The sequence below is a fragment of the Paraburkholderia phenoliruptrix genome (assembly GCF_902859825.1).
Taxonomy (GTDB): domain Bacteria; phylum Pseudomonadota; class Gammaproteobacteria; order Burkholderiales; family Burkholderiaceae; genus Paraburkholderia; species Paraburkholderia phenoliruptrix.
This window is the reverse complement of sequence record NZ_CADIKB010000025.1, coordinates 42,596-58,982: the sequence shown is the minus strand read 5'-3', so window position 1 is coordinate 58,982 and position 16,387 is coordinate 42,596. Positions and strand designations below refer to the sequence as shown.

18 protein-coding genes are annotated in these 16,387 nt (G+C 61.9%); 8 read left to right on the top strand and 10 right to left on the bottom strand.

What is annotated here, in order from left to right; translation table 11 throughout:
- The first annotated feature begins 11 nt into the window (after positions 1 to 11).
- On the top strand, positions 12 to 224 hold the full coding sequence (locus HV711_RS22190) for a hypothetical protein (protein WP_035483754.1): 213 nt from the start codon (positions 12 to 14) through the stop codon (positions 222 to 224).
- 154 nt (positions 225 to 378) lie between these two features.
- Here the strand turns inward: HV711_RS22190 and HV711_RS22185 are convergent, their stop codons facing one another.
- A complete protein-coding gene (locus HV711_RS22185) occupies positions 379 to 774 on the bottom strand; it encodes a hypothetical protein (RefSeq protein ID WP_175145247.1) in 396 nt (131 codons plus the stop codon).
- Between the two features lie 203 nt (positions 775 to 977).
- Here HV711_RS22185 and HV711_RS22180 point away from each other — a divergent pair, with 203 nt between their 5' ends.
- Positions 978 to 2,120, top strand: a complete 1,143-nt coding sequence (locus HV711_RS22180; protein WP_013591511.1) for a porin — start codon at positions 978 to 980, stop codon at positions 2,118 to 2,120.
- Positions 2,121 to 2,241: 121 nt separating this feature from the next.
- On the opposite strand, the gene HV711_RS22175 is transcribed toward HV711_RS22180, so the two are convergent.
- The 4 genes from HV711_RS22175 to HV711_RS22160 form a co-directional block, all read right to left on the bottom strand.
- Positions 2,242 to 3,801: a methyl-accepting chemotaxis protein gene (locus HV711_RS22175; RefSeq protein ID WP_028361757.1), complete on the bottom strand. Its 1,560-nt coding sequence runs from the start codon at positions 3,799 to 3,801 to the stop codon at positions 2,242 to 2,244.
- 203 nt (positions 3,802 to 4,004) lie between these two features.
- Positions 4,005 to 4,229, bottom strand: a complete 225-nt coding sequence (locus HV711_RS22170; RefSeq protein WP_035483788.1) for a hypothetical protein — start codon at positions 4,227 to 4,229, stop codon at positions 4,005 to 4,007.
- A 290-nt stretch (positions 4,230 to 4,519) separates the two neighbouring features.
- Entirely contained in the window at positions 4,520 to 4,723 is a 204-nt protein-coding gene (locus HV711_RS22165) for a cold-shock protein (RefSeq protein ID WP_013591514.1), read from the bottom strand.
- Positions 4,724 to 4,997: 274 nt separating this feature from the next.
- Complete coding sequence (locus HV711_RS22160; protein WP_035483753.1) at positions 4,998 to 5,633, bottom strand: LysE family translocator; 636 nt, start codon at positions 5,631 to 5,633, stop codon at positions 4,998 to 5,000.
- A gap of 496 nt (positions 5,634 to 6,129) precedes the next feature.
- Between HV711_RS22160 and HV711_RS22155 the strand changes: the two genes are divergently transcribed.
- Positions 6,130 to 6,396, top strand: a complete 267-nt coding sequence (locus HV711_RS22155; RefSeq protein WP_014972854.1) for an H-NS family nucleoid-associated regulatory protein — start codon at positions 6,130 to 6,132, stop codon at positions 6,394 to 6,396.
- 166 nt (positions 6,397 to 6,562) lie between these two features.
- A complete protein-coding gene (locus tag HV711_RS22150) occupies positions 6,563 to 7,807 on the top strand; it encodes a serine hydrolase (protein ID WP_035483751.1) in 1,245 nt (414 codons plus the stop codon).
- Between the two features lie 136 nt (positions 7,808 to 7,943).
- Here HV711_RS22150 and pcaG read toward each other — a convergent pair whose 3' ends face one another.
- Together pcaG and pcaH are read right to left on the bottom strand one after the other, a co-directional pair.
- On the bottom strand, positions 7,944 to 8,531 hold the full coding sequence (gene pcaG, locus HV711_RS22145) for a protocatechuate 3,4-dioxygenase subunit alpha (protein WP_028361761.1): 588 nt from the start codon (positions 8,529 to 8,531) through the stop codon (positions 7,944 to 7,946).
- Positions 8,532 to 8,534: 3 nt separating this feature from the next.
- On the bottom strand, positions 8,535 to 9,239 hold the full coding sequence (gene pcaH, locus HV711_RS22140; RefSeq protein ID WP_013591519.1) for a protocatechuate 3,4-dioxygenase subunit beta: 705 nt from the start codon (positions 9,237 to 9,239) through the stop codon (positions 8,535 to 8,537).
- Between the two features lie 107 nt (positions 9,240 to 9,346).
- Between pcaH and pcaQ the strand changes: the two genes are divergently transcribed.
- Together pcaQ and HV711_RS22130 are read left to right on the top strand one after the other, a co-directional pair.
- The gene (pcaQ, locus tag HV711_RS22135) at positions 9,347 to 10,345 is read left to right on the top strand and encodes a pca operon transcription factor PcaQ (protein ID WP_035483749.1); all 999 of its coding nucleotides are present in this window, start codon (positions 9,347 to 9,349) and stop codon (positions 10,343 to 10,345) included.
- Positions 10,346 to 10,606: 261 nt separating this feature from the next.
- Positions 10,607 to 11,728 carry a 4-hydroxyphenylpyruvate dioxygenase family protein gene (locus HV711_RS22130; RefSeq protein WP_035483746.1) on the top strand — a complete coding sequence of 374 codons (1,122 nt, stop codon included), beginning with the start codon at positions 10,607 to 10,609 and terminating at the stop codon, positions 11,726 to 11,728.
- 15 nt (positions 11,729 to 11,743) lie between these two features.
- Here the strand turns inward: HV711_RS22130 and HV711_RS22125 are convergent, their stop codons facing one another.
- Positions 11,744 to 12,376, bottom strand: coding sequence for a helix-turn-helix domain-containing protein (locus HV711_RS22125; protein WP_014972857.1), 633 nt, complete (start codon positions 12,374 to 12,376; stop codon positions 11,744 to 11,746).
- A gap of 447 nt (positions 12,377 to 12,823) precedes the next feature.
- On the opposite strand from HV711_RS22125, the gene HV711_RS22120 reads away from it, so the two are divergent.
- Positions 12,824 to 13,180, top strand: a complete 357-nt coding sequence (locus HV711_RS22120; RefSeq protein WP_244142719.1) for a hypothetical protein — start codon at positions 12,824 to 12,826, stop codon at positions 13,178 to 13,180.
- Positions 13,181 to 13,192: 12 nt separating this feature from the next.
- Here HV711_RS22120 and HV711_RS22115 read toward each other — a convergent pair whose 3' ends face one another.
- Together HV711_RS22115 and HV711_RS22110 are read right to left on the bottom strand one after the other, a co-directional pair.
- Positions 13,193 to 14,992: a methyl-accepting chemotaxis protein gene (locus HV711_RS22115; protein ID WP_035483787.1), complete on the bottom strand. Its 1,800-nt coding sequence runs from the start codon at positions 14,990 to 14,992 to the stop codon at positions 13,193 to 13,195.
- A 189-nt stretch (positions 14,993 to 15,181) separates the two neighbouring features.
- Positions 15,182 to 15,727 carry an SRPBCC family protein gene (locus HV711_RS22110; RefSeq protein WP_035483741.1) on the bottom strand — a complete coding sequence of 182 codons (546 nt, stop codon included), beginning with the start codon at positions 15,725 to 15,727 and terminating at the stop codon, positions 15,182 to 15,184.
- A 284-nt stretch (positions 15,728 to 16,011) separates the two neighbouring features.
- On the opposite strand from HV711_RS22110, the gene HV711_RS22105 reads away from it, so the two are divergent.
- A complete protein-coding gene (locus tag HV711_RS22105; RefSeq protein WP_013591526.1) occupies positions 16,012 to 16,341 on the top strand; it encodes a hypothetical protein in 330 nt (109 codons plus the stop codon).
- The last annotated feature ends 46 nt before the right edge of the window (positions 16,342 to 16,387 follow it).

Below are 16,387 nucleotides of genomic sequence, written 5' to 3'. Positions count from 1 at the left end.
AGGAGCCCATCATGCAAACCGACCCCACGATAGACCCCGTCGCCGACCCGTCGAATGAGCCGCTCGATGCGCCTGACGAGCAGCCGCGTCCGCTGCCCGGCATGCCGCCGCAAACCGATCCGCTCGCGCCCGGCAGCTCTCCCGGGGACGAAGATGCGCTCGGCGAGGCCGAGGACGAGTCAGAGGCAGGAGCACAACGTTACGCAGACCGGTGTTGGAATTAGGGAAACTACGGCGTCAAAAGACGAACGGCCGTGCCGTTAATGTAGATGGAAGGCTGTTCGATGCATTGCCGTCCGCTTTCAGCACCGGGTAAGTCACGCGGCGGTCGGCGCCGCAGTTCACCTCCGGACACGCCCGTGCTGAAGGCTTCACTGATTAAATAGAGAGAAATAAAGTCAATACGGGGTCTTCGCCGTGATCGCGCAAGAGCCGCCTCAGAGGCGGCTTTTCATTTGCCGCGAGGAAAGGTGGCATTAAGTGCAGGTACGAGTAAGCGGTGTTTAAGCCGACAATATCGATTGAACTAAGTTCCCAAACTCTTAAAATAAAAATGATGGGGCCTTTCTGCGCGTTCCAGTTGCTCAATTCATAAGCAGCGCTGGCAGTTTTTAATGGGGCTTTCACCTCGCTGATTACTTCGTGGGTATTACAACCTGTTGCATCTGCGCAACTTTGTTTATTGAAAAGTTGCCAATGATTTATGGCTAGCGCTGGCAGCGTGCACGCCATTTTTTCTGCTTTATCGTACAAAAACAAGGACTTAGCGAACACTCCCGTTCGATTATTGCCGATCCGGCAAGACCGTGTTGCGTGAATTGTCCGCGCCGGTATTAGGGTGTCCCCCTACACTCACGCTTCGTTTAAAGGGTGCCCGGCCGTTCCACGAGGGTTCGGCTAAGGGCGGCGGCGCCTCGGTGCGCTGTCGAGGCCGGTCTCGCTCCCCTTGCGAAATTTATCGAACAGGAGTCCCACGCATGAAAAAGAGTCTTATCGTCGTTGCGGTTGCCGCATCGTTCGCTTCCGTCGCTCACGCACAGAGCAGCGTCACCCTGTACGGCTTGCTGGACGCCGGCGTGACCTACACGAGCAACGTTGCTCACAATTCGAAGTGGGCAGCCGGCAGCGGCGGCATCGACCAAAGCCGCTTCGGTCTGCGCGGCTCGGAAGACCTGGGCAACGGCCTGAAGGCAATCTTCACGTTGGAAAGCGGTTTTAACGTCAACAACGGCCGCTTCGCGAACAACAACGGCATGTTCAACCGTCAGGCCTTCGTCGGTCTGTCGAGCGCACAATTCGGTACCGTCACGCTGGGCCGTCAATACGACGCAGCGCAAGACTTCCTCGCACCGCTGACCGCAACCGGCAGCTGGGGCGGCACGTACTTCGCGCATCCGTTCAACAACGACAACCTGAACACGAACGGCGGCTTCGCGGTTAACAACTCGGTCAAGTACACGAGCGCGAACTACGCTGGCTTCACGTTCGGCGGCACGTACGGCTTCTCGAACCAGGCTGGCGCATTCGCGAACAACCGCGAATACAGCCTGGGCGCTGCCTACCAGTGGCAAGGTCTGCGTTTGGGCGCTGCTTACGCACAGCAGAACAACCCGGGCGCGACGAACGCTGCAGGCACGGCAACGAACGGCGGCGCTTCGGACGGCGCGTTCCTGGGTCTCGCCGGCAACTTCCGTCAGCGTGAATTCGGCGCAGCGGGTTCGTACTCGTTCGGCCCGGCTACGGTCGGTCTGGCGTGGACGCAATCGCGCATCGACAACGTGGCAGGCGTTCAGCAATCGCTGCGTGCCAACAACTACGAAGTCAACGGCAAGTACAACCTGACCCCGGCGCTGGGCCTGGGCGTTGCCTACACGTTCACGGACGGTAAGGGCTACGGCGTTGCTGCAAACGGCGGCTCGAGCTCGGTGCGTTACCACCAGATCGGCCTGCAGGCTGACTACGCGCTGTCGCGTCGTACGGACGTCTACGCTCAAGCCGTGTACCAGCACGCAATGGGCGACGGCGGTGTCGCTTCGATCTACAGCGGCGACATCACGCAAGCTCCGTCGTCGTCGAAGAACCAGACGGCTGCTACGGTCGGTCTGCGTCACCGCTTCTAAGCTTCAGCAGAAGCTGCTTGTTGTAAAAAAGGTGCCGTTCGCGGCACCTTTTTTTATGCCTGCGAGAAACCCGCCGCGACGCAATCGCAACCCGCGGCTTCTCGTCAGTCGGCTCGCGCGATCAGGCGGGCTGTCCGACCTTGAACACGGCGACGGCTTCGCGCAACTGCTCAGTCTGCTCGTCGAGCGACCCTGCGGCGGCCGCGGCCTGCTCGACCAGCGCCGCGTTGCGCTGAGTAACGTCGTCCATCTGGCGAATCGCGAGGTTCACTTCGCCGATGCCGGAGCTTTGTTCCTTCGAAGCCGCCGAGATCTCGTTCATGATCGCCGTGACCCGGCGCACGGCCTCGACCACCTCGCCGATCGTGCTGCCCGCCTTGCCGGCCAGCGTTGAACCTTCGCCGACCTGTTGGACGGACTGGTCGATCAGCACCTTGATCTCTTTGGCTGCCGTCGCGCTGCGTTGCGCGAGATTGCGAACCTCGCCCGCCACGACCGCGAAGCCGCGTCCTTCCTCACCGGCGCGCGCGGCTTCCACGGCGGCATTGAGCGCGAGAATGTTCGTCTGGAACGCAATGCCTTCGATCACGTTGATGATTTCGCCGATCTTGCGCGAACTGTCCGTAATGCCGGCCATTTTCTCTACTACATCGTTGACGACTTCGCCGCCGCGCGCGGCGACGCTCGACGCGTCCTTCGCCAGTTCGGACGCGGTTGCCGCGTTGTCGGCGTTCTGCGTGACGGTCTTGGTGAGTTCGTCCATGCTGGCGGCGGTTTGCTGCAACGACGCGGCCTGTTCTTCCGTGCGGCTCGACAGGTCGAGGTTGCCTGCGGCGATTTCCTTCGACGCCACCGTGATCGTCTCCGCCGAACTCTTGATGCGCGCGACGGTGGCCGCGAGTTGATCGCGCATTTCGCGCAACGAGAAGAGCAGACTCGACGAGTCGTCGCGGCGCAAGTCGATAGGCGTTGCCAGGTCGCCGCGAGCGATGCGCATGGCGATGTGCGCCGCCACGGACGGCTCCCCGCCGATCGAGCGCGACACGTTGCGCACCACCCGCGACGCGACGAACGACACCAGCACACCCAGCACCAGCAGCATGGCGCCGGAGCGCAGCAGCGTCCTGTAGAACTGCGCCTGGATGTCGTCCATATAGGCGCCGGCGATAAAGTCCCAGTTCCACGGAGCGAAGCGCTTCACATAGCCGATTTTTTCGCTCGGCTTCGTCTCGCCGGGTTTCGGCCACCAGTAGCGCAGGTAGCCGGAGCCTTCGGCGGAACCGCCTGCCGCGGCGATGTCGTGGTACAGCGCGTTGCCCTTAGCGTCGCGAAAGCCGCTCATGTCCTTGCCGTTGAGTTGCGGGCTCATCGGGTGAGCGACCATCACCGAGTCGCTGCGCACGATCGTCACGTAGCCGGACTTGCCGTAGCGCTGTGCGACGACGCGGGCGATGGCCTGCTGCTTGGCGTCGTCGACGGAAAGCTTGCCGGCGTCGGCCTGCTTCGCGTAATCGGCGACGATCGACGCCGCCATGTCGGTGACATCGGCAAGCGCCGATCGGCGTGCGTCCATCTGCGCGCTACGCGCTTCGAACGCGTTGACTACGGTGACGATCAGCAGCGCCGCCCAGCAAAGCAGCAGCGGCACCCACAACTTCTGTTTCAGTGTCAGTCGGTTCATTATTGGATTCGACAGTGCGTTGAGCGCGAAATGGGAAAGGGCGCGGGCGAGGCCGCGCCATAGTTCGCATAACGGCTGTCGAAGCGGATTCTTTATCCGCGTGCCGCAAAATCGGGCAGGCAAGGCGCGGCTGTTGCGAAGCCGTGCCTCTTCAGAAAGCGGCAAAAAGTCAGAACGTCGAACTTTGCGCGCTCATTGTTACGTCAACCGCGCGTATCGACCCACTCGTGCGCCCAGCGCGCCGAATGCTCCAGCGCCTCTTCTTCGTCGGCGAAATAATCGAGTGAGTAGAACTGATACAAGCTTTCGCTGCGCGCACTGTCGGCGCGTTCGAGCAGCAGGTTGGACGAGAAACTACCGTCAGGCAGACGATGCGCCGAAGGTTTGACGGCATAGCCGTTGTAATGATGAATATGTTTGCTTTGCATTTGTATTTTAATAATGTGCGAGTGCGCGCCCGCCGTGCGAACTTCCATTGAGTCGCGCGGACGAGCCGATTCGAAGCCATTGCGAGCCGAATCAGAACACAGCCGAAAAGCTAAAAGGCGTTGAAGCCGAAAGGGGAATGAGGTGCAACGAGGCGTTTGGCGCTCGGGCGAGTTGCCGGTACGGCTGCAACTCCAAAGCGATCGCGCGCCAACTGTGGGAGACGAAGCTCCGCGAGGATGTCGCTGCAGCCCGGTGTCCGATGCCGGACACCGAGCCCTTCAAACTTGACTTAGAGTGGCTTGATGTTGGCCGCTTGCAGACCCTTGGGGCCTTGCTTCGTTTCGAAGCTCACCTTCTGATTTTCAGCGAGCGTCTTGAAGCCGTCAGCACGGATTTCTGAGAAGTGCGCGAACAGGTCGTCGCCGCCCTTGTCCGGCGTGATGAAGCCGAAGCCTTTGCTGTCGTTGAACCACTTAACGGTACCGGTATCCATGAAGAATCCTTGAGAAAAGAAAATAGAAAATATGCCCTGCGACAGAGCGGGAGAAGCGTCAAGGAGGGAGAGGACAACGAATACCGCTGAGGGAGCGAGACATTGATGAACAGCAATCGAACTTCTTGAACTTCGGGTGCCACAGTAACCGCTGTGGCACACCAGCGTCAACATTTAACTTGTAACTGTTCTCTGTCTTCGCGCTCGCCTATGTGACCCTGTTTGGGGCCGGCTTGCCGCGGCCACCGGCCAAGCCGCTTTTCTGGACGCGGTGTCAGATGCCCACTTTGTGCGCCGTCACGATGAGACGCAAGCCGAGAACGGCGACCGCGCCGGCGGCGATGCGATCGATCCAGGCCTTCCACTGCAGATAGATTTCGCGCGGACGCTTGCTCGAAAAGCATAAGGCGACAACGGTGTACCAGCCCGCCTCGATGCCGAAGATCGCGGGCGGCAACGCGAAATAACACCACAGCGGCGGATGCTGCGGCAAAAGCGCGGCGAAGATACTGCCGTAGTACACCGCTGTTTTCGGATTGCTGAGTTGCGTACTGAGGCCAATCCAGAACGATTTGCGTGGATTGGTCGAGGCGCGTTGGGCCGCGTCGAATGCAAGCGGTTTGGCGGCGCCGCGCCAGATCTTCGAGGCGAGATAAACCAGGTAAAACCCGCCGGCTACTTTGAGGCCGATATAAAGCCATTCGACGGTGGCAAGCAACGTGTACAAGCCGAGCAACGCGATACCGCTAAAGAACACGCCGCCGATTCCCATGCCGAGTGCCGTTGCAAGACCGTCGCCGCGCGACAGACCGATTGCATTGCGCGCGACGATGACGAAGCTCGGCCCCGGACTCATCGCGCCCAATAGCAGCGCAGCGAGGATGGTGAGGACGGCAGTTGAGGCTGGCATGGCAATGTCTCCTTTCCCGAGTTTTAGTACGTTTTCCTGTGCGTGGGTTTTCAATGCGCAGTGTCGCGCAGTGTCGTCGGAACATAGCACGGACGCTGAGCTGATGTTCTCTGTTTTACTGCATCGCTTTCACGTCGACGATACGCATAATGCAATAACCAATAAGAAGCCCTACTGAATACAAGGGCGTGCACGCTGGCTGCAAGCAAAATTATTTGAATGCTAGAATCGCCTTCCATACGCTGAAGCTGCTTCGGGGCACCGGGGCACCGGGGCGCGCGGGCGCGGTTCGAGCAATGGCGGCCAATTCCCCAAATCCTGGATTTTATGTACATGATTTCCAGATGCGATTTTTGCGCATCGGGAGAAGCGTTGCAAGTTTCGCTTGCACGCAGTGCATGTCCATCAAGCGTGAATAGCGCGCAGGCTTCGCGTTCTTTTAGCCAAGCCCATTTTATTTCCACCGCGAGCATTATTAGCTGCGATATCGGTACTCATGAAAGAGCGAGAAGAACAACAACGGCTGTTCGACCAGGACGGAAATGCGCGTGAACGCCTCGTCGTGTGGATACGCCGGCGCATGGACGAATACGGCATCACGATTGAAGCGCTTGCCGAGTCGATCGAGGCGGACGCCAATGCGAAACGCGCAGTCATGTATCGCGACGCGTTCGGCAATACGTGGGACGGACATGGCGACAAGCCGGACTGGCTCGCGCGCGCCATTTACGCGGGACAGAACATCGACCACTTCCGCTGCTGAGCGCAAGCGGAGCGACTGCAGCCTGCAGGCCGGTCGCAGAGCCGCCGGCGTGTGCCTGGGTCGTTGATCGTGCAGGCGATCTCCCTTAACATCCCCGGGTCGTTGCCGGCGGCGCGCTCTTTCTTTTCTTCCCGATGGGCGCGCGCGGCACAGAACTGGAAGCTGCATGCCGTATCGTCAATCCACTCCTTCATCGTCATTTCCAGATTTTCATTTCGCTGGCTGGCTTCGTTATGTCGCCCTGATCGGCTTGTTGTGGCTGAACGTCGGCTGGACGTTCGGCGCGACACACGAGCCGGTCCCGCATGCGTCGGTGCGCGCAAGCCGTCATGTGTCGCCGCCCGCGCGATCTGTATCGAAGGCTAAAGCGCATAACGGCGGCAAAGCGAAAAAAGCCGTTGCGCGCAAGGCACGGCAGCGCGTCGTACACAAGCGCAGGCACGGCGTCCAACATGAGCATTCGCTGCACGCGAGCAAGCTCGCGCCCAAATCCCGCCGGCAGGCCGCGCGCATCGCACGCGAGCCGCGCGGTCCGAAGCGCGCGGCGGGCATGCAAGGGCAGGGCAACCGGCAGCCGGCGGCTTCACGCAATGCGATACACGCCGCGGGAACGGCGCACGCGGGCCTGCGCCTGTTGCCGCGCTGCGGCTATACGCCGAGGTCGCGCGCATCGTTGCGCGCGCGCTCAGTGTTTGTCGTCGACGAGCGAACGCAGACCGTGCTCACTGAAAAAGAGGCCGATCGCGTGATGCCGATTGCTTCGGTATCCAAACTAATGACGGCGGTCGTGTCGCTCGATGCACGCCATGCGCTCGACGCGCCGCTTCGCGTCACGGTTCAGGATCAGGATTTCGACAAGTTCACCGGTTCGCGCCTGAGCGTGGGCTCGGTGCTGTCTCGCCACGACATGCTGCATATTGCGCTGATGTCGTCGGAGAATCGCGCGGCGGCCGCGTTGAGCCGCGACTACGCCGGCGGCCGACCCGGCTTTGTCGCCGCGATGAACGCCAAGGCGCGCGCGCTCGGCATGCGCCGCACGTCGTTCGTGAATGGCACCGGCTTGTCGCCGCATAACGTGTCGACGGCGCGCGACCTCGCTCGGCTCGTAGCCGCGGCGAGCCGCTATCCGCTGATTCGCGCGTATTCGACGGACCGCGATCAGATGGTGTTTCCAGGCGGCCCGCGCGCGAGCCTGAGCTATCACAACTCCAATGCGCTCGTGAGAGGCGGCGACCGGTCGATCGTGCTGCAGAAAACCGGCTTTATCAATGAGGCGGGGCACTGCGTGGTCGTCAGAATGATGGTGCACGGCAGGCCCATCGACATTGTCGTGCTGGGCGCGCCCGGTCCGCGCGACCATATTGCGGACGTGATCCGAATCCGCCGCTGGCTGCGTTGCTCGTTACCGTGAAGCGCGGCCGTCTTAAGCAGGCGCAAAAAAAAGCCCGCGCAAGGCGGGCTTAACTACTCGGAGTTTCGTGATCCAGTCGCAGGACGGATCGCCTTCAGTGTAGGTGAAAGCTGAATGAAAGTGTAGAGAATCCGCCTTACAGGTCGAAAAATACCGTTTCCTTGTCGCCCTGCATGTGGATGTCGAAGCGATACACGTTGGCCGTGTTCGGATCGCGGCGCGCAATCAAGGTGTCGCGGCGATCGGCGGGAACGGCCGTCAATACCGGATCGCGCGCGTTTGCTTCGGCTTCGTCCTCGAAGTAGATGCGCGTGAACGTGTGCAGCAGCATGCCGCGCATCGTGACGATCACATTCAGATGCGGCGCCTCGTCCGCGCTCACGCGGCCGGGCTTGATCGTTTCCACGACAAAGCGCTTGTGCGGATCCGTGCCCGTGCCGACCCGCGCAAAGCCGCGAAAACCGCTCTTCAGGATTTCTTCGCGCGACTCGGGATAGCGGCCGTTCGCGTCCACTTGCGACACTTCGAGCATGGCGTCGCCGATTGCGTTGCCGTCGCCGTCGAACACCTGGCCCACCAGCGTGATGTGTTCGCCGGCGGCCTCGCGGTCTGCCAGAACCGGCGTGAACAGGCTCTTGAAGTCGAAGTCGTATTGCTGCGGGCACAGGCCGTACGCGAAGTACGGTCCCACCGTCTGGGAGGGCGTTTGCTTGAGAGTGGTCATGGCTTAGCGCTCCATCGGAGTTTCGTTGCGGCCGCGCAGCACGATGTCGAAGTCGTAGCCGAGCGCGTAGGCTTCTTGCGTGGTGTCGAGCGAGAAGTTCGCGATCAGACGGTCACGCGCGTGCTCGGGCGTGCCCTGAAAGATCGGATCGAACGCGAGCAGCGGGTCGCCCGGGAAATACATCTGCGTGACGAGGCGCGAGCCGAAGTGCTCGCCGAACAGCGAAAAGTGAATGTGATTCGGACGCCACGCGTTCGGGTGATTGCCCCACGGGTAGGCGCCGGGTTTGATCGTCAGAAAACGATAACGGCCTTCGTTGTCCGTGATGCAGCGGCCCGCGCCGAGGAAGTTCGGATCGAGCGGCGCGTCGTGCTGATCGACCTTGTGCACATAGCGGCCCGCCGCGTTGGCCTGCCAGATTTCGACGAGCGTGTTGCGCACCGGGCGGCCGCCCTCGTCGAGCACGCGGCCCGTCACGATGATGCGTTCGCCAAGCGGTTCGCCGTTGCGCACGGCATTGCGTGTGAGATCGTTGTCGAGCGCGCCGAGGTCTTCCGCGCCGTAGACGGGCACGCGCTGGTCGCGCAGCCTTTCCTTCAGCGGAATCAGCGGGCGAGTCGGGCCGCGTTTTACCGACGAACCGTAGCTCGGATAGATGTACTCGGGATGCGACGCGAAATCGCGCGCGCTCAAAAAGGAATCGTCCATCAGTGTCTCCTTCGGGGATTGTGAGATACGACGTTGTGGAGTCACTTTATCCAAACTGTACGGTTATGAAAAATGACGTTTTGGCTCTTTTCGTATAACCTTCCGTTATGCAACGAAGTCTCGCGGACAGCCGCGTCAAATTCCGTCATCTGCAGTGCTTTCTGGCCGTGGCTCAGTTCGGGAGCGTCCAGCGGGCGGCTGACAGCCTGTCGATCACGCAACCTGCCGTCTCGAAAACGGTCGCCGAACTCGAAGCCATGCTCGGCGTGAAACTGTTCGAGCGCGGCCGTCACGGGGCCGTGCCGACGCGCGAGGGGCAACTTTTCATGCCGCACGCAAGCGCCTGCGTGAGCGCGCTGCGCCAGGGTGTCGATCTGCTCGCGCGCGCCGAAGGCGCGGCTGCGGCCACGCTCGAAGTCGGCATTCTGCCGACCGTCGCCGGCGCGCTGATGCCGCCTGTCCTCAAGCGCTTCGGGTCGCTGTGGCCGCGCGTGATCGTGCGTCTCGCAACCGGCGCGAATCCCGAACTGCTCGAGCGCCTGAAAGCAGGCACGATCGAGTTCGCGGTCGGCCGGCTCGCCGATCCCGAGCGAATGGTCGGCCTCAGTTTCGAGCAGTTGTTCAGCGAGCCGTTGATCGCTGTCGTGCGGGCAGGGCATCCGCTCGATGCCGCGCCGGGCCTGCCGTCCGCTGCATTGCAGGATTTTCCGGTGGTGTTGCCGCCGTTCGGCACGCTGATCCGGCAGTCGGCGGACAGTCTGTTGAGCGCGTGGGGCGTGCTGCCGTTGTCCGCGTTTGTCGAAGTATTGTCGGTTTCGACGGGCCGTGCGTTGACGCTCGAGAACGACGCCGTCTGGTTCGTGCCGCTGAGCGCGGTGGAATACGAACTCGCGCACGGCATGTTCGTGCGCCTGCCGCTGCCGTTTGCGGGCACCGACGAACCGGTCGGCCTGATCCGGCGCTCCGACACGCAGCCCTCGCCGGTGGGGCGAGCGTTTATCGACGCCGTGCGGGAAGTCGCGCAATTGAGGATGGCGGCGAGCGGCGGCGTGGCGGCGAGCAAAGTGCCACGCAAGCGGGTGCGCCGCACGGCGCCCGCCAGCTGACAGGTTCGGCGCGTGACTTTAACGCGCGCGCAATGCGCCGCCGTGGTGAACCATTCAGTACAAAATGAAGTTGCGAAGCGGGCGCGAGCCGGTGTAAAAACACGGTGCATCAACCGCCGACGACCGAGCGACGTAGCGTCACATCGCTTGGGCAGTGTCACACTGCGAGTTCAGCGCGGTTTGCACGCGATCAGCAATATGTGAAACAGCGCGGAAGACAGCGTCGAAAGTCAGCCTCGAAAGACAGTAAAGGAGATTGCCATGCCCAGCGACTTGCCCACACCCGAGGCCGCGCTTCGCGCCGTGTCCGCGCCCGAGCACAATCCGCTCGGCACGGCCGGCTTGGAATTCGTGGAATTCGCCTCGCGCGATCCGCAGGCGCTTGGCGACACGTTCACCCGGCTCGGCTTCAAGGCGATTGCGCGCCACATCAGCAAGGACGTCACGCTCTACCGGCAGGGCGAAATGAATTTTCTGATCAACGCGGAGCCTGATTCATTCGCCGCGCGCTACGCCGAGGAATACGGCGCGGGCATTTGCGCCATCGGCATTCGCGTGGCCGACGCGCAGCGCGCTTTCGACCGCGCAATCGAACTGGGCGCGTGGGCGTTCGAAGGCGAGCGCATCGGCGCTGGCGAATTGCTGATTCCGGCGATTCAGGGCATTGGCGACTCGCACATCTACTTCGTCGACCGTTGGCGCGGGCGCGGCGGCCAGCGCGGCGGGCTCGGCGATATCTCCATCTTCGACATCGACTTCCGTCCGATACAGATCGATACCGCACACGCCGACCTGAGCCACGCGGGCACCGGCCTTATCGCCGTGGATCATCTGACGCAAACGGTCGGGCAGGGCCGCATGCAGGAGTGGCTCGACTTCTATCGCGATCTGCTGAATTTCCGCGAGATCCACGAACTGCACGCCAACTGGCACGTGTCGGCGGAATCGCGCGTGATGGTGTCGCCGTGCGGCGCGATCCGCATTCCGCTCTATGAAGAGGGCACGCGCCGGACCGATTTGATGCACCAGTACTTGCCCGATCATCCGGGCGAGGGCGTGCAGCACATTGCGCTGGCAACGGACGATATCTTCAGTTGCGTCGAGCAACTGCTGGCCAACGGCGTCGAGTTCGTGGAGCCGCCGCCGCGCTACTACGAGCAGTTGGACGCGCGTTTGCCGGGACATGGCCTCGACGTCGCGCGGCTGAAGCGCACGCACCTTCTCGTGGATGGCGAGATCGGCGCCGACGGCGTACCGCAATTGTTCTTCCAGACCTTCGTGCGCCGTCGCGCCGGCGAGATTTTCTTCGAGATCGTGCAACGCCAGGGGCACCATGGATTCGGCGAGGGCAACCTCAACGCGCTTGCCCAGGCCCGCGCGTGACGCGCGGAAATCGCGTTATGTCTTCGGCGATTCGCTGACGGCCGGCGCTTGCGGGAGATCGGCGCTCGTCGCCATCCATAATACTTCGGCGTCCTCTTCACTTGTCGACACCGCGGCGTGGCCCGTGCGGCTGTCGAAGTAGAGACTGTCCCCGGCATTCAGATGCGTCGGCGCATACAGCTCGGAATAGAGGCACACGCTGCCGCTGATCACATACAGAAATTCTTCGCCTTCGTGACGGCCCCAGTCGTCGAAGGCGTCGAGCGTATGCGCTGAAATGCGGATGCGAAACGGCAGCATCGCCTTGTGCGCGAGTTCGGTGGCGAGCAATTCCATTTGATAGCCGCGATAGGCGTGGCGCTGGCCCTCGCCTTTGCGCGTCAACGCGCGGCGTCCGCTTGCGCTGACCTTCGGCGTCGAGCCGAACAACTCGCCAATTTCGATCTTCAGACCCAGAACGATTTTCTGCAGCACGTCGAAAGTGGGGGACATGAGGCCGTTTTCGACCTTGGAGAGCGTGGAGCGCGACACGCCGCACAGGCGGCTCGCGGTTTCGAGCGTCAGGTCCTGCGACTGACGGGCGGCGCGCACGCGCCGGCCGAGGTCGGCGGTGGAAGGTTCTGCGGGCTTGGTGGTATTGGTGTCCATAAGCTGCTGCGCGGGTTGCGACTGACGGCGGGTGTATTCAGTGTTTCCGATAATAACATTGGGAGTCGCGCGGCTAGCCTCGCGGCGCGACGCTCGCGCGAGGGGCCAGCTTTTCTGATTGGAAACGCCTTGGGCGGCCCACGCAAATCCGCCTATTTGATTTTTTTAATTTCCGCGCGTCGGATTTATCTCCGCATTCAGGCACGAACCGACATAAAAAAGCCATCTTGAAAGCCATATGCTCAAGGCATATTGATTAATTGTGTTAAAACTCGCGCGCCGCGATTGATTTATCGTTCGGGTGCATTACGATGCTGAAACTAAAAAATAGCGTCAAGAACATAAAATCGATCCATGTCGCAGAATCGGAAAAAAAGGCCATCGGGAAATCAGACGCGCAGAAAACCGCTGGCCAAATCGCAGCTGTTGCCTCACGCGGTCGCGTACGTGCGCGAGCAGTCGCTCGGCTGGCATCTGGCATTGGCCGCCTTTAAAGCGGGCAAGGGTAACGGCGAATTGCTGGCTAAACTCGTTAAGGTGCTTTATCTCGCCTGGTATCTTCAGGAGGCGGGTTTTGGTGCGGTGGAGCGCGAGGTTTATCTCGACGCCGAGCATATTCTCGATGCCGCGGCTCGCGGCGCGAGCCGCGATGTCTGGATAATTGAAAGCGCCGACTGTTTCCCGATTATCGCCATTCTCGATTTGCATGAGCGGCAGTTGCTTGGCGCGCCCGTGTGTGCCGTAGACAAAGCGGAAGCGCGCGTCGTGCGGTTCGGCAGGAGCGAAAGCAGGGCGCCGTGGTGACGCCCCTGCGGGCTAGAAGGTCTCCCAATCCGAATCGGACGCTTTGCCGGACAGCTTCTCAGCGACCGCCGGCATGGCGACGGCCGCCGCTACCGGCTCATTCTTGCGAGGCGCAGCCTGCTCACTGGCAGCAGACGATCCGCTTGGCCGCGGCGCAGCAGGCCGGCTCGCCGGCGTCTTCCTGAGAGCCGGTGCGGCAGCCGCGCGCGCGCGCGGCGCCATGGCGGGCACGGCGGGCGTGGCGCCCTGCTGAGCGCCCGCGACGCGGAAGATCGACACCGCGCCGTTCAGTTTGACGGCCTGCTCTTCGAGCGACTGCGCAGCGGCGGCTGCCTCCTCGACGAGCGCTGCGTTCTGCTGCGTCACCGCGTCCATCTGCACGACGGCGCGATTCACCTGTTCGATGCCGCGGCTTTGCTCCTCGGAAGCCGCCGCAATTTCGCCGACGATGTCCGACACCTGCTTGATGGCCTGCTTGACTTCGTCCATCGTTGCGCCGACTTCCGTGGCCTGCTTCGCGCCGTCCTGAATCATGGCGACCGACGAGCCGATCAACTCCTTGATCTCCTTCGCCGCCGATGCCGAACGTTGCGCGAGGCTGCGAACCTCGCTTGCGACCACGGCAAAGCCGCGGCCCTGTTCGCCGGCGCGGGCCGCTTCGACGGCGGCATTCAACGCGAGGATATTGGTCTGGAACGCGATGCCTTCGATGGTGCCCGTGATGTCGGAAATCTTGCTCGAGCTGCTGCTGATCTGGCCGATCGTATCCACCATTCCGTGCACTGCGTCATTGCCGGCATCGGCGATGTCGGTCGCTCGCGTCGCGAGGGCGTTGGCCTGGCGGGCATTGTCGGCGTTCTGTTTGACGGTCTCGGTGAGCTGCGTCATGCTCGACGCGGTTTCTTCGAGCGAAGCCGCCTGTTGTTCCGTGCGCGAGGAGAGGTCGATGTTGCCCGCTGCGATTTCCCGCGAGGCCACCGTCACCATTTCGGTGCCCGTGCGAATCGAGCCAATTGCAGTGGCCAGACGGCGCTGCATGAGCGCGACGGCGTGCAGCACGCTGTTGCCGCCGACCGTGCTGGTGTCGATCGCCGTTTGAAGGTCGCCTTCGGCGATCTGCTCGACGAGGCTTGCGACTTTCGCGGGTTCGCCGCCGATCTGCCGCACGATCGAGCGCGTGACCGCGAGACCCATGGCAAGCGCAATGCCGACGCCCACGACCGCACAACCGACGATCCACCAGGTGACGTCGCCGACGAGGGCCACGCCCGCCTCGGCACGCGCCTTTGCCGACGCATCGCGCAGGTTGGAAAACTCGATCAGGATCTTGCGGATCTTCACATGCAGCCCGTCGGTGTTCTCGCGCATCTCGGCAAGCGCGCCATTCTGGTCGCCTTGCCGCGCGAGCTCCTCGACTTTTTGCACCGACGCGAGATAGACCGGCCACGTGGCGTCGAACTCGGCCAGCAACTGCTTTTGCCGATCGTCGAATTGATGCGTGCGCTCGTAGTCGAACGCGGTGACGATTGCCGCCTCGCCGCTCTTGTTGAACGTGAGCGTCTCTTCACGACCCTTCGGGTCGGTTTTCACGACGTAATCGTAGAGCCGTCGATAGTGCGCCGCAGCCTGCCACGCAGCGGTGCCGATCTGCCGGATGGGCACGACCTCGCTGTCGTACATGGCGGTCTGCATGGTCGCGAGTTCGCGCACCTTGACGGCGCCGACGCTGCCGACAACGGCGGTGACGAAGGCCGAAAACAACAATGCGCCGACGAGTTTCTGATTCAGCTTGAGGCTGGCAAACAATTTCATGGTGACGAGTTCCTGTGTATCCTGGTCCTGCATCCGCTGATTCCGGAAAGTCCAGCGCGTGCAGGCAGAACAGGCGCCGCGGCTCGCGGCGGGTGAGTCGGCTGTTGCCTCGGAACTCGTGTAAACGGCTAAAGAGGCCGGATTCTGAAGGGCATATGCTGGGGCGGTGCGGCGACTGCCTGGATTGGGCTACTGCTGCGACGACGCTTCCAGACGGCCCTTCAGTTGCAAGACTGCCGTGTCCGATTCCGATTGAATCCGCCCGCGCAGCACAGCCCAGTTCAATACCGCGAACCACAACGACGGCGCGCGATAAGTGAACTCGCGTTCGAACGCGGTTCCGTCGACGGTCGGGCTCAGAGAATAGCTGACCGTGCCGGCGGCTCTGCCATCAATCTTTCCTGCTATGACCCATCGGCTGGGGCGCACGCGTTGAGCGACGGTCCATACAACCTGGCCGCGTCGGCCGGCCACACTGAATGCCTCTGTCACCTGCTCGTCCACATCGACGGGATGGTCCACTGTGCCGCTGACCGCCAGTGACGACGGGTGCCAGTCCGGCCAGTGAGCTGGCGTCGTGACGTAATCGAACACAACCGGAGGAGGGCGCTGTATCGACGCGGTAGAAACGATGCGCGTGTCGAATCGAAGCCGCGGCGGTAAAGGGACGAAGAGCACCGCGAGAGCAACAAACAGCGCGAATGTTGCGACGATAAACCGTGTGCGGGTTTTCATGGCGCCTCCTGTCCGACGCTGTTGGACGCGAGGATATTTTATGGCGGGGCGGGAGGCGGTGGCTGATCGAAAACGTTTGATAGCGCCGCAAATTGCATTCGAACGCGAGGTGGACGTTAATCTGAATTCCGCCTTTTAGGGGGCGCGACGGCACGCGTACCTCACCGCTCGTGGTTTTATCCCCACGCACATGCCGCATCGATCCGACTGTGCGCCAGCGCACAGTCGGCAACACATTTTTCGCGCCTAATTGCGCAGATGTGTGGCCTTCCGGGAGATTGATCATGGCACGGGTCGAATTCGAGGTCAGCGAACGCACCATTGACACTGTCAGGCGGATCGAAGAGCGGTTCGTGTCGCACCACATCGACGTATCCATCAATGCGCTGCACCTCTTCGCGTTGACCCTGCATGCGCAAGAAGCGGAAGAAGAAAACAGGACGCGCTTAAACCGCATCGAAGAACTGCTGGACACGTTTTTTGGCGACGACGCCTTCTTCGACTATTACGGCTCCACCTACGGCAACCGCAAACTGACCTTCAATCGCGCGCTGCACGTGGTCCACCATTTCGGCGAACTAAGCAAGTTTCCGTGGACGCCGACACCCGATTAAGGTCGGGAATCTTCAAGCGGTCATGCAATGAGCACGGTCCCTCCAC

Coding starts and splice junctions, on each gene's coding strand:
- HV711_RS22190 (WP_035483754.1), top strand. CDS start 12: ATGCAAACCGACCCCACGATAGACCCCGTCGCCGACCCGTCGAATGAG.
- HV711_RS22180 (WP_013591511.1), top strand. CDS start 978: ATGAAAAAGAGTCTTATCGTCGTTGCGGTTGCCGCATCGTTCGCTTCC.
- HV711_RS22175 (WP_028361757.1), bottom strand. CDS start 3,801: ATGAACCGACTGACACTGAAACAGAAGTTGTGGGTGCCGCTGCTGCTT.
- HV711_RS22170 (WP_035483788.1), bottom strand. CDS start 4,229: ATGCAAAGCAAACATATTCATCATTACAACGGCTATGCCGTCAAACCT.
- HV711_RS22165 (WP_013591514.1), bottom strand. CDS start 4,723: ATGGATACCGGTACCGTTAAGTGGTTCAACGACAGCAAAGGCTTCGGC.
- HV711_RS22160 (WP_035483753.1), bottom strand. CDS start 5,633: ATGCCAGCCTCAACTGCCGTCCTCACCATCCTCGCTGCGCTGCTATTG.
- HV711_RS22155 (WP_014972854.1), top strand. CDS start 6,130: ATGAAAGAGCGAGAAGAACAACAACGGCTGTTCGACCAGGACGGAAAT.
- HV711_RS22150 (WP_035483751.1), top strand. CDS start 6,563: ATGCCGTATCGTCAATCCACTCCTTCATCGTCATTTCCAGATTTTCAT.
- pcaG (WP_028361761.1), bottom strand. CDS start 8,531: ATGACCACTCTCAAGCAAACGCCCTCCCAGACGGTGGGACCGTACTTC.
- pcaH (WP_013591519.1), bottom strand. CDS start 9,239: ATGGACGATTCCTTTTTGAGCGCGCGCGATTTCGCGTCGCATCCCGAG.
- pcaQ (WP_035483749.1), top strand. CDS start 9,347: ATGCAACGAAGTCTCGCGGACAGCCGCGTCAAATTCCGTCATCTGCAG.
- HV711_RS22130 (WP_035483746.1), top strand. CDS start 10,607: ATGCCCAGCGACTTGCCCACACCCGAGGCCGCGCTTCGCGCCGTGTCC.
- HV711_RS22125 (WP_014972857.1), bottom strand. CDS start 12,376: ATGGACACCAATACCACCAAGCCCGCAGAACCTTCCACCGCCGACCTC.
- HV711_RS22115 (WP_035483787.1), bottom strand. CDS start 14,992: ATGAAATTGTTTGCCAGCCTCAAGCTGAATCAGAAACTCGTCGGCGCA.
- HV711_RS22110 (WP_035483741.1), bottom strand. CDS start 15,727: ATGAAAACCCGCACACGGTTTATCGTCGCAACATTCGCGCTGTTTGTT.
- HV711_RS22105 (WP_013591526.1), top strand. CDS start 16,012: ATGGCACGGGTCGAATTCGAGGTCAGCGAACGCACCATTGACACTGTC.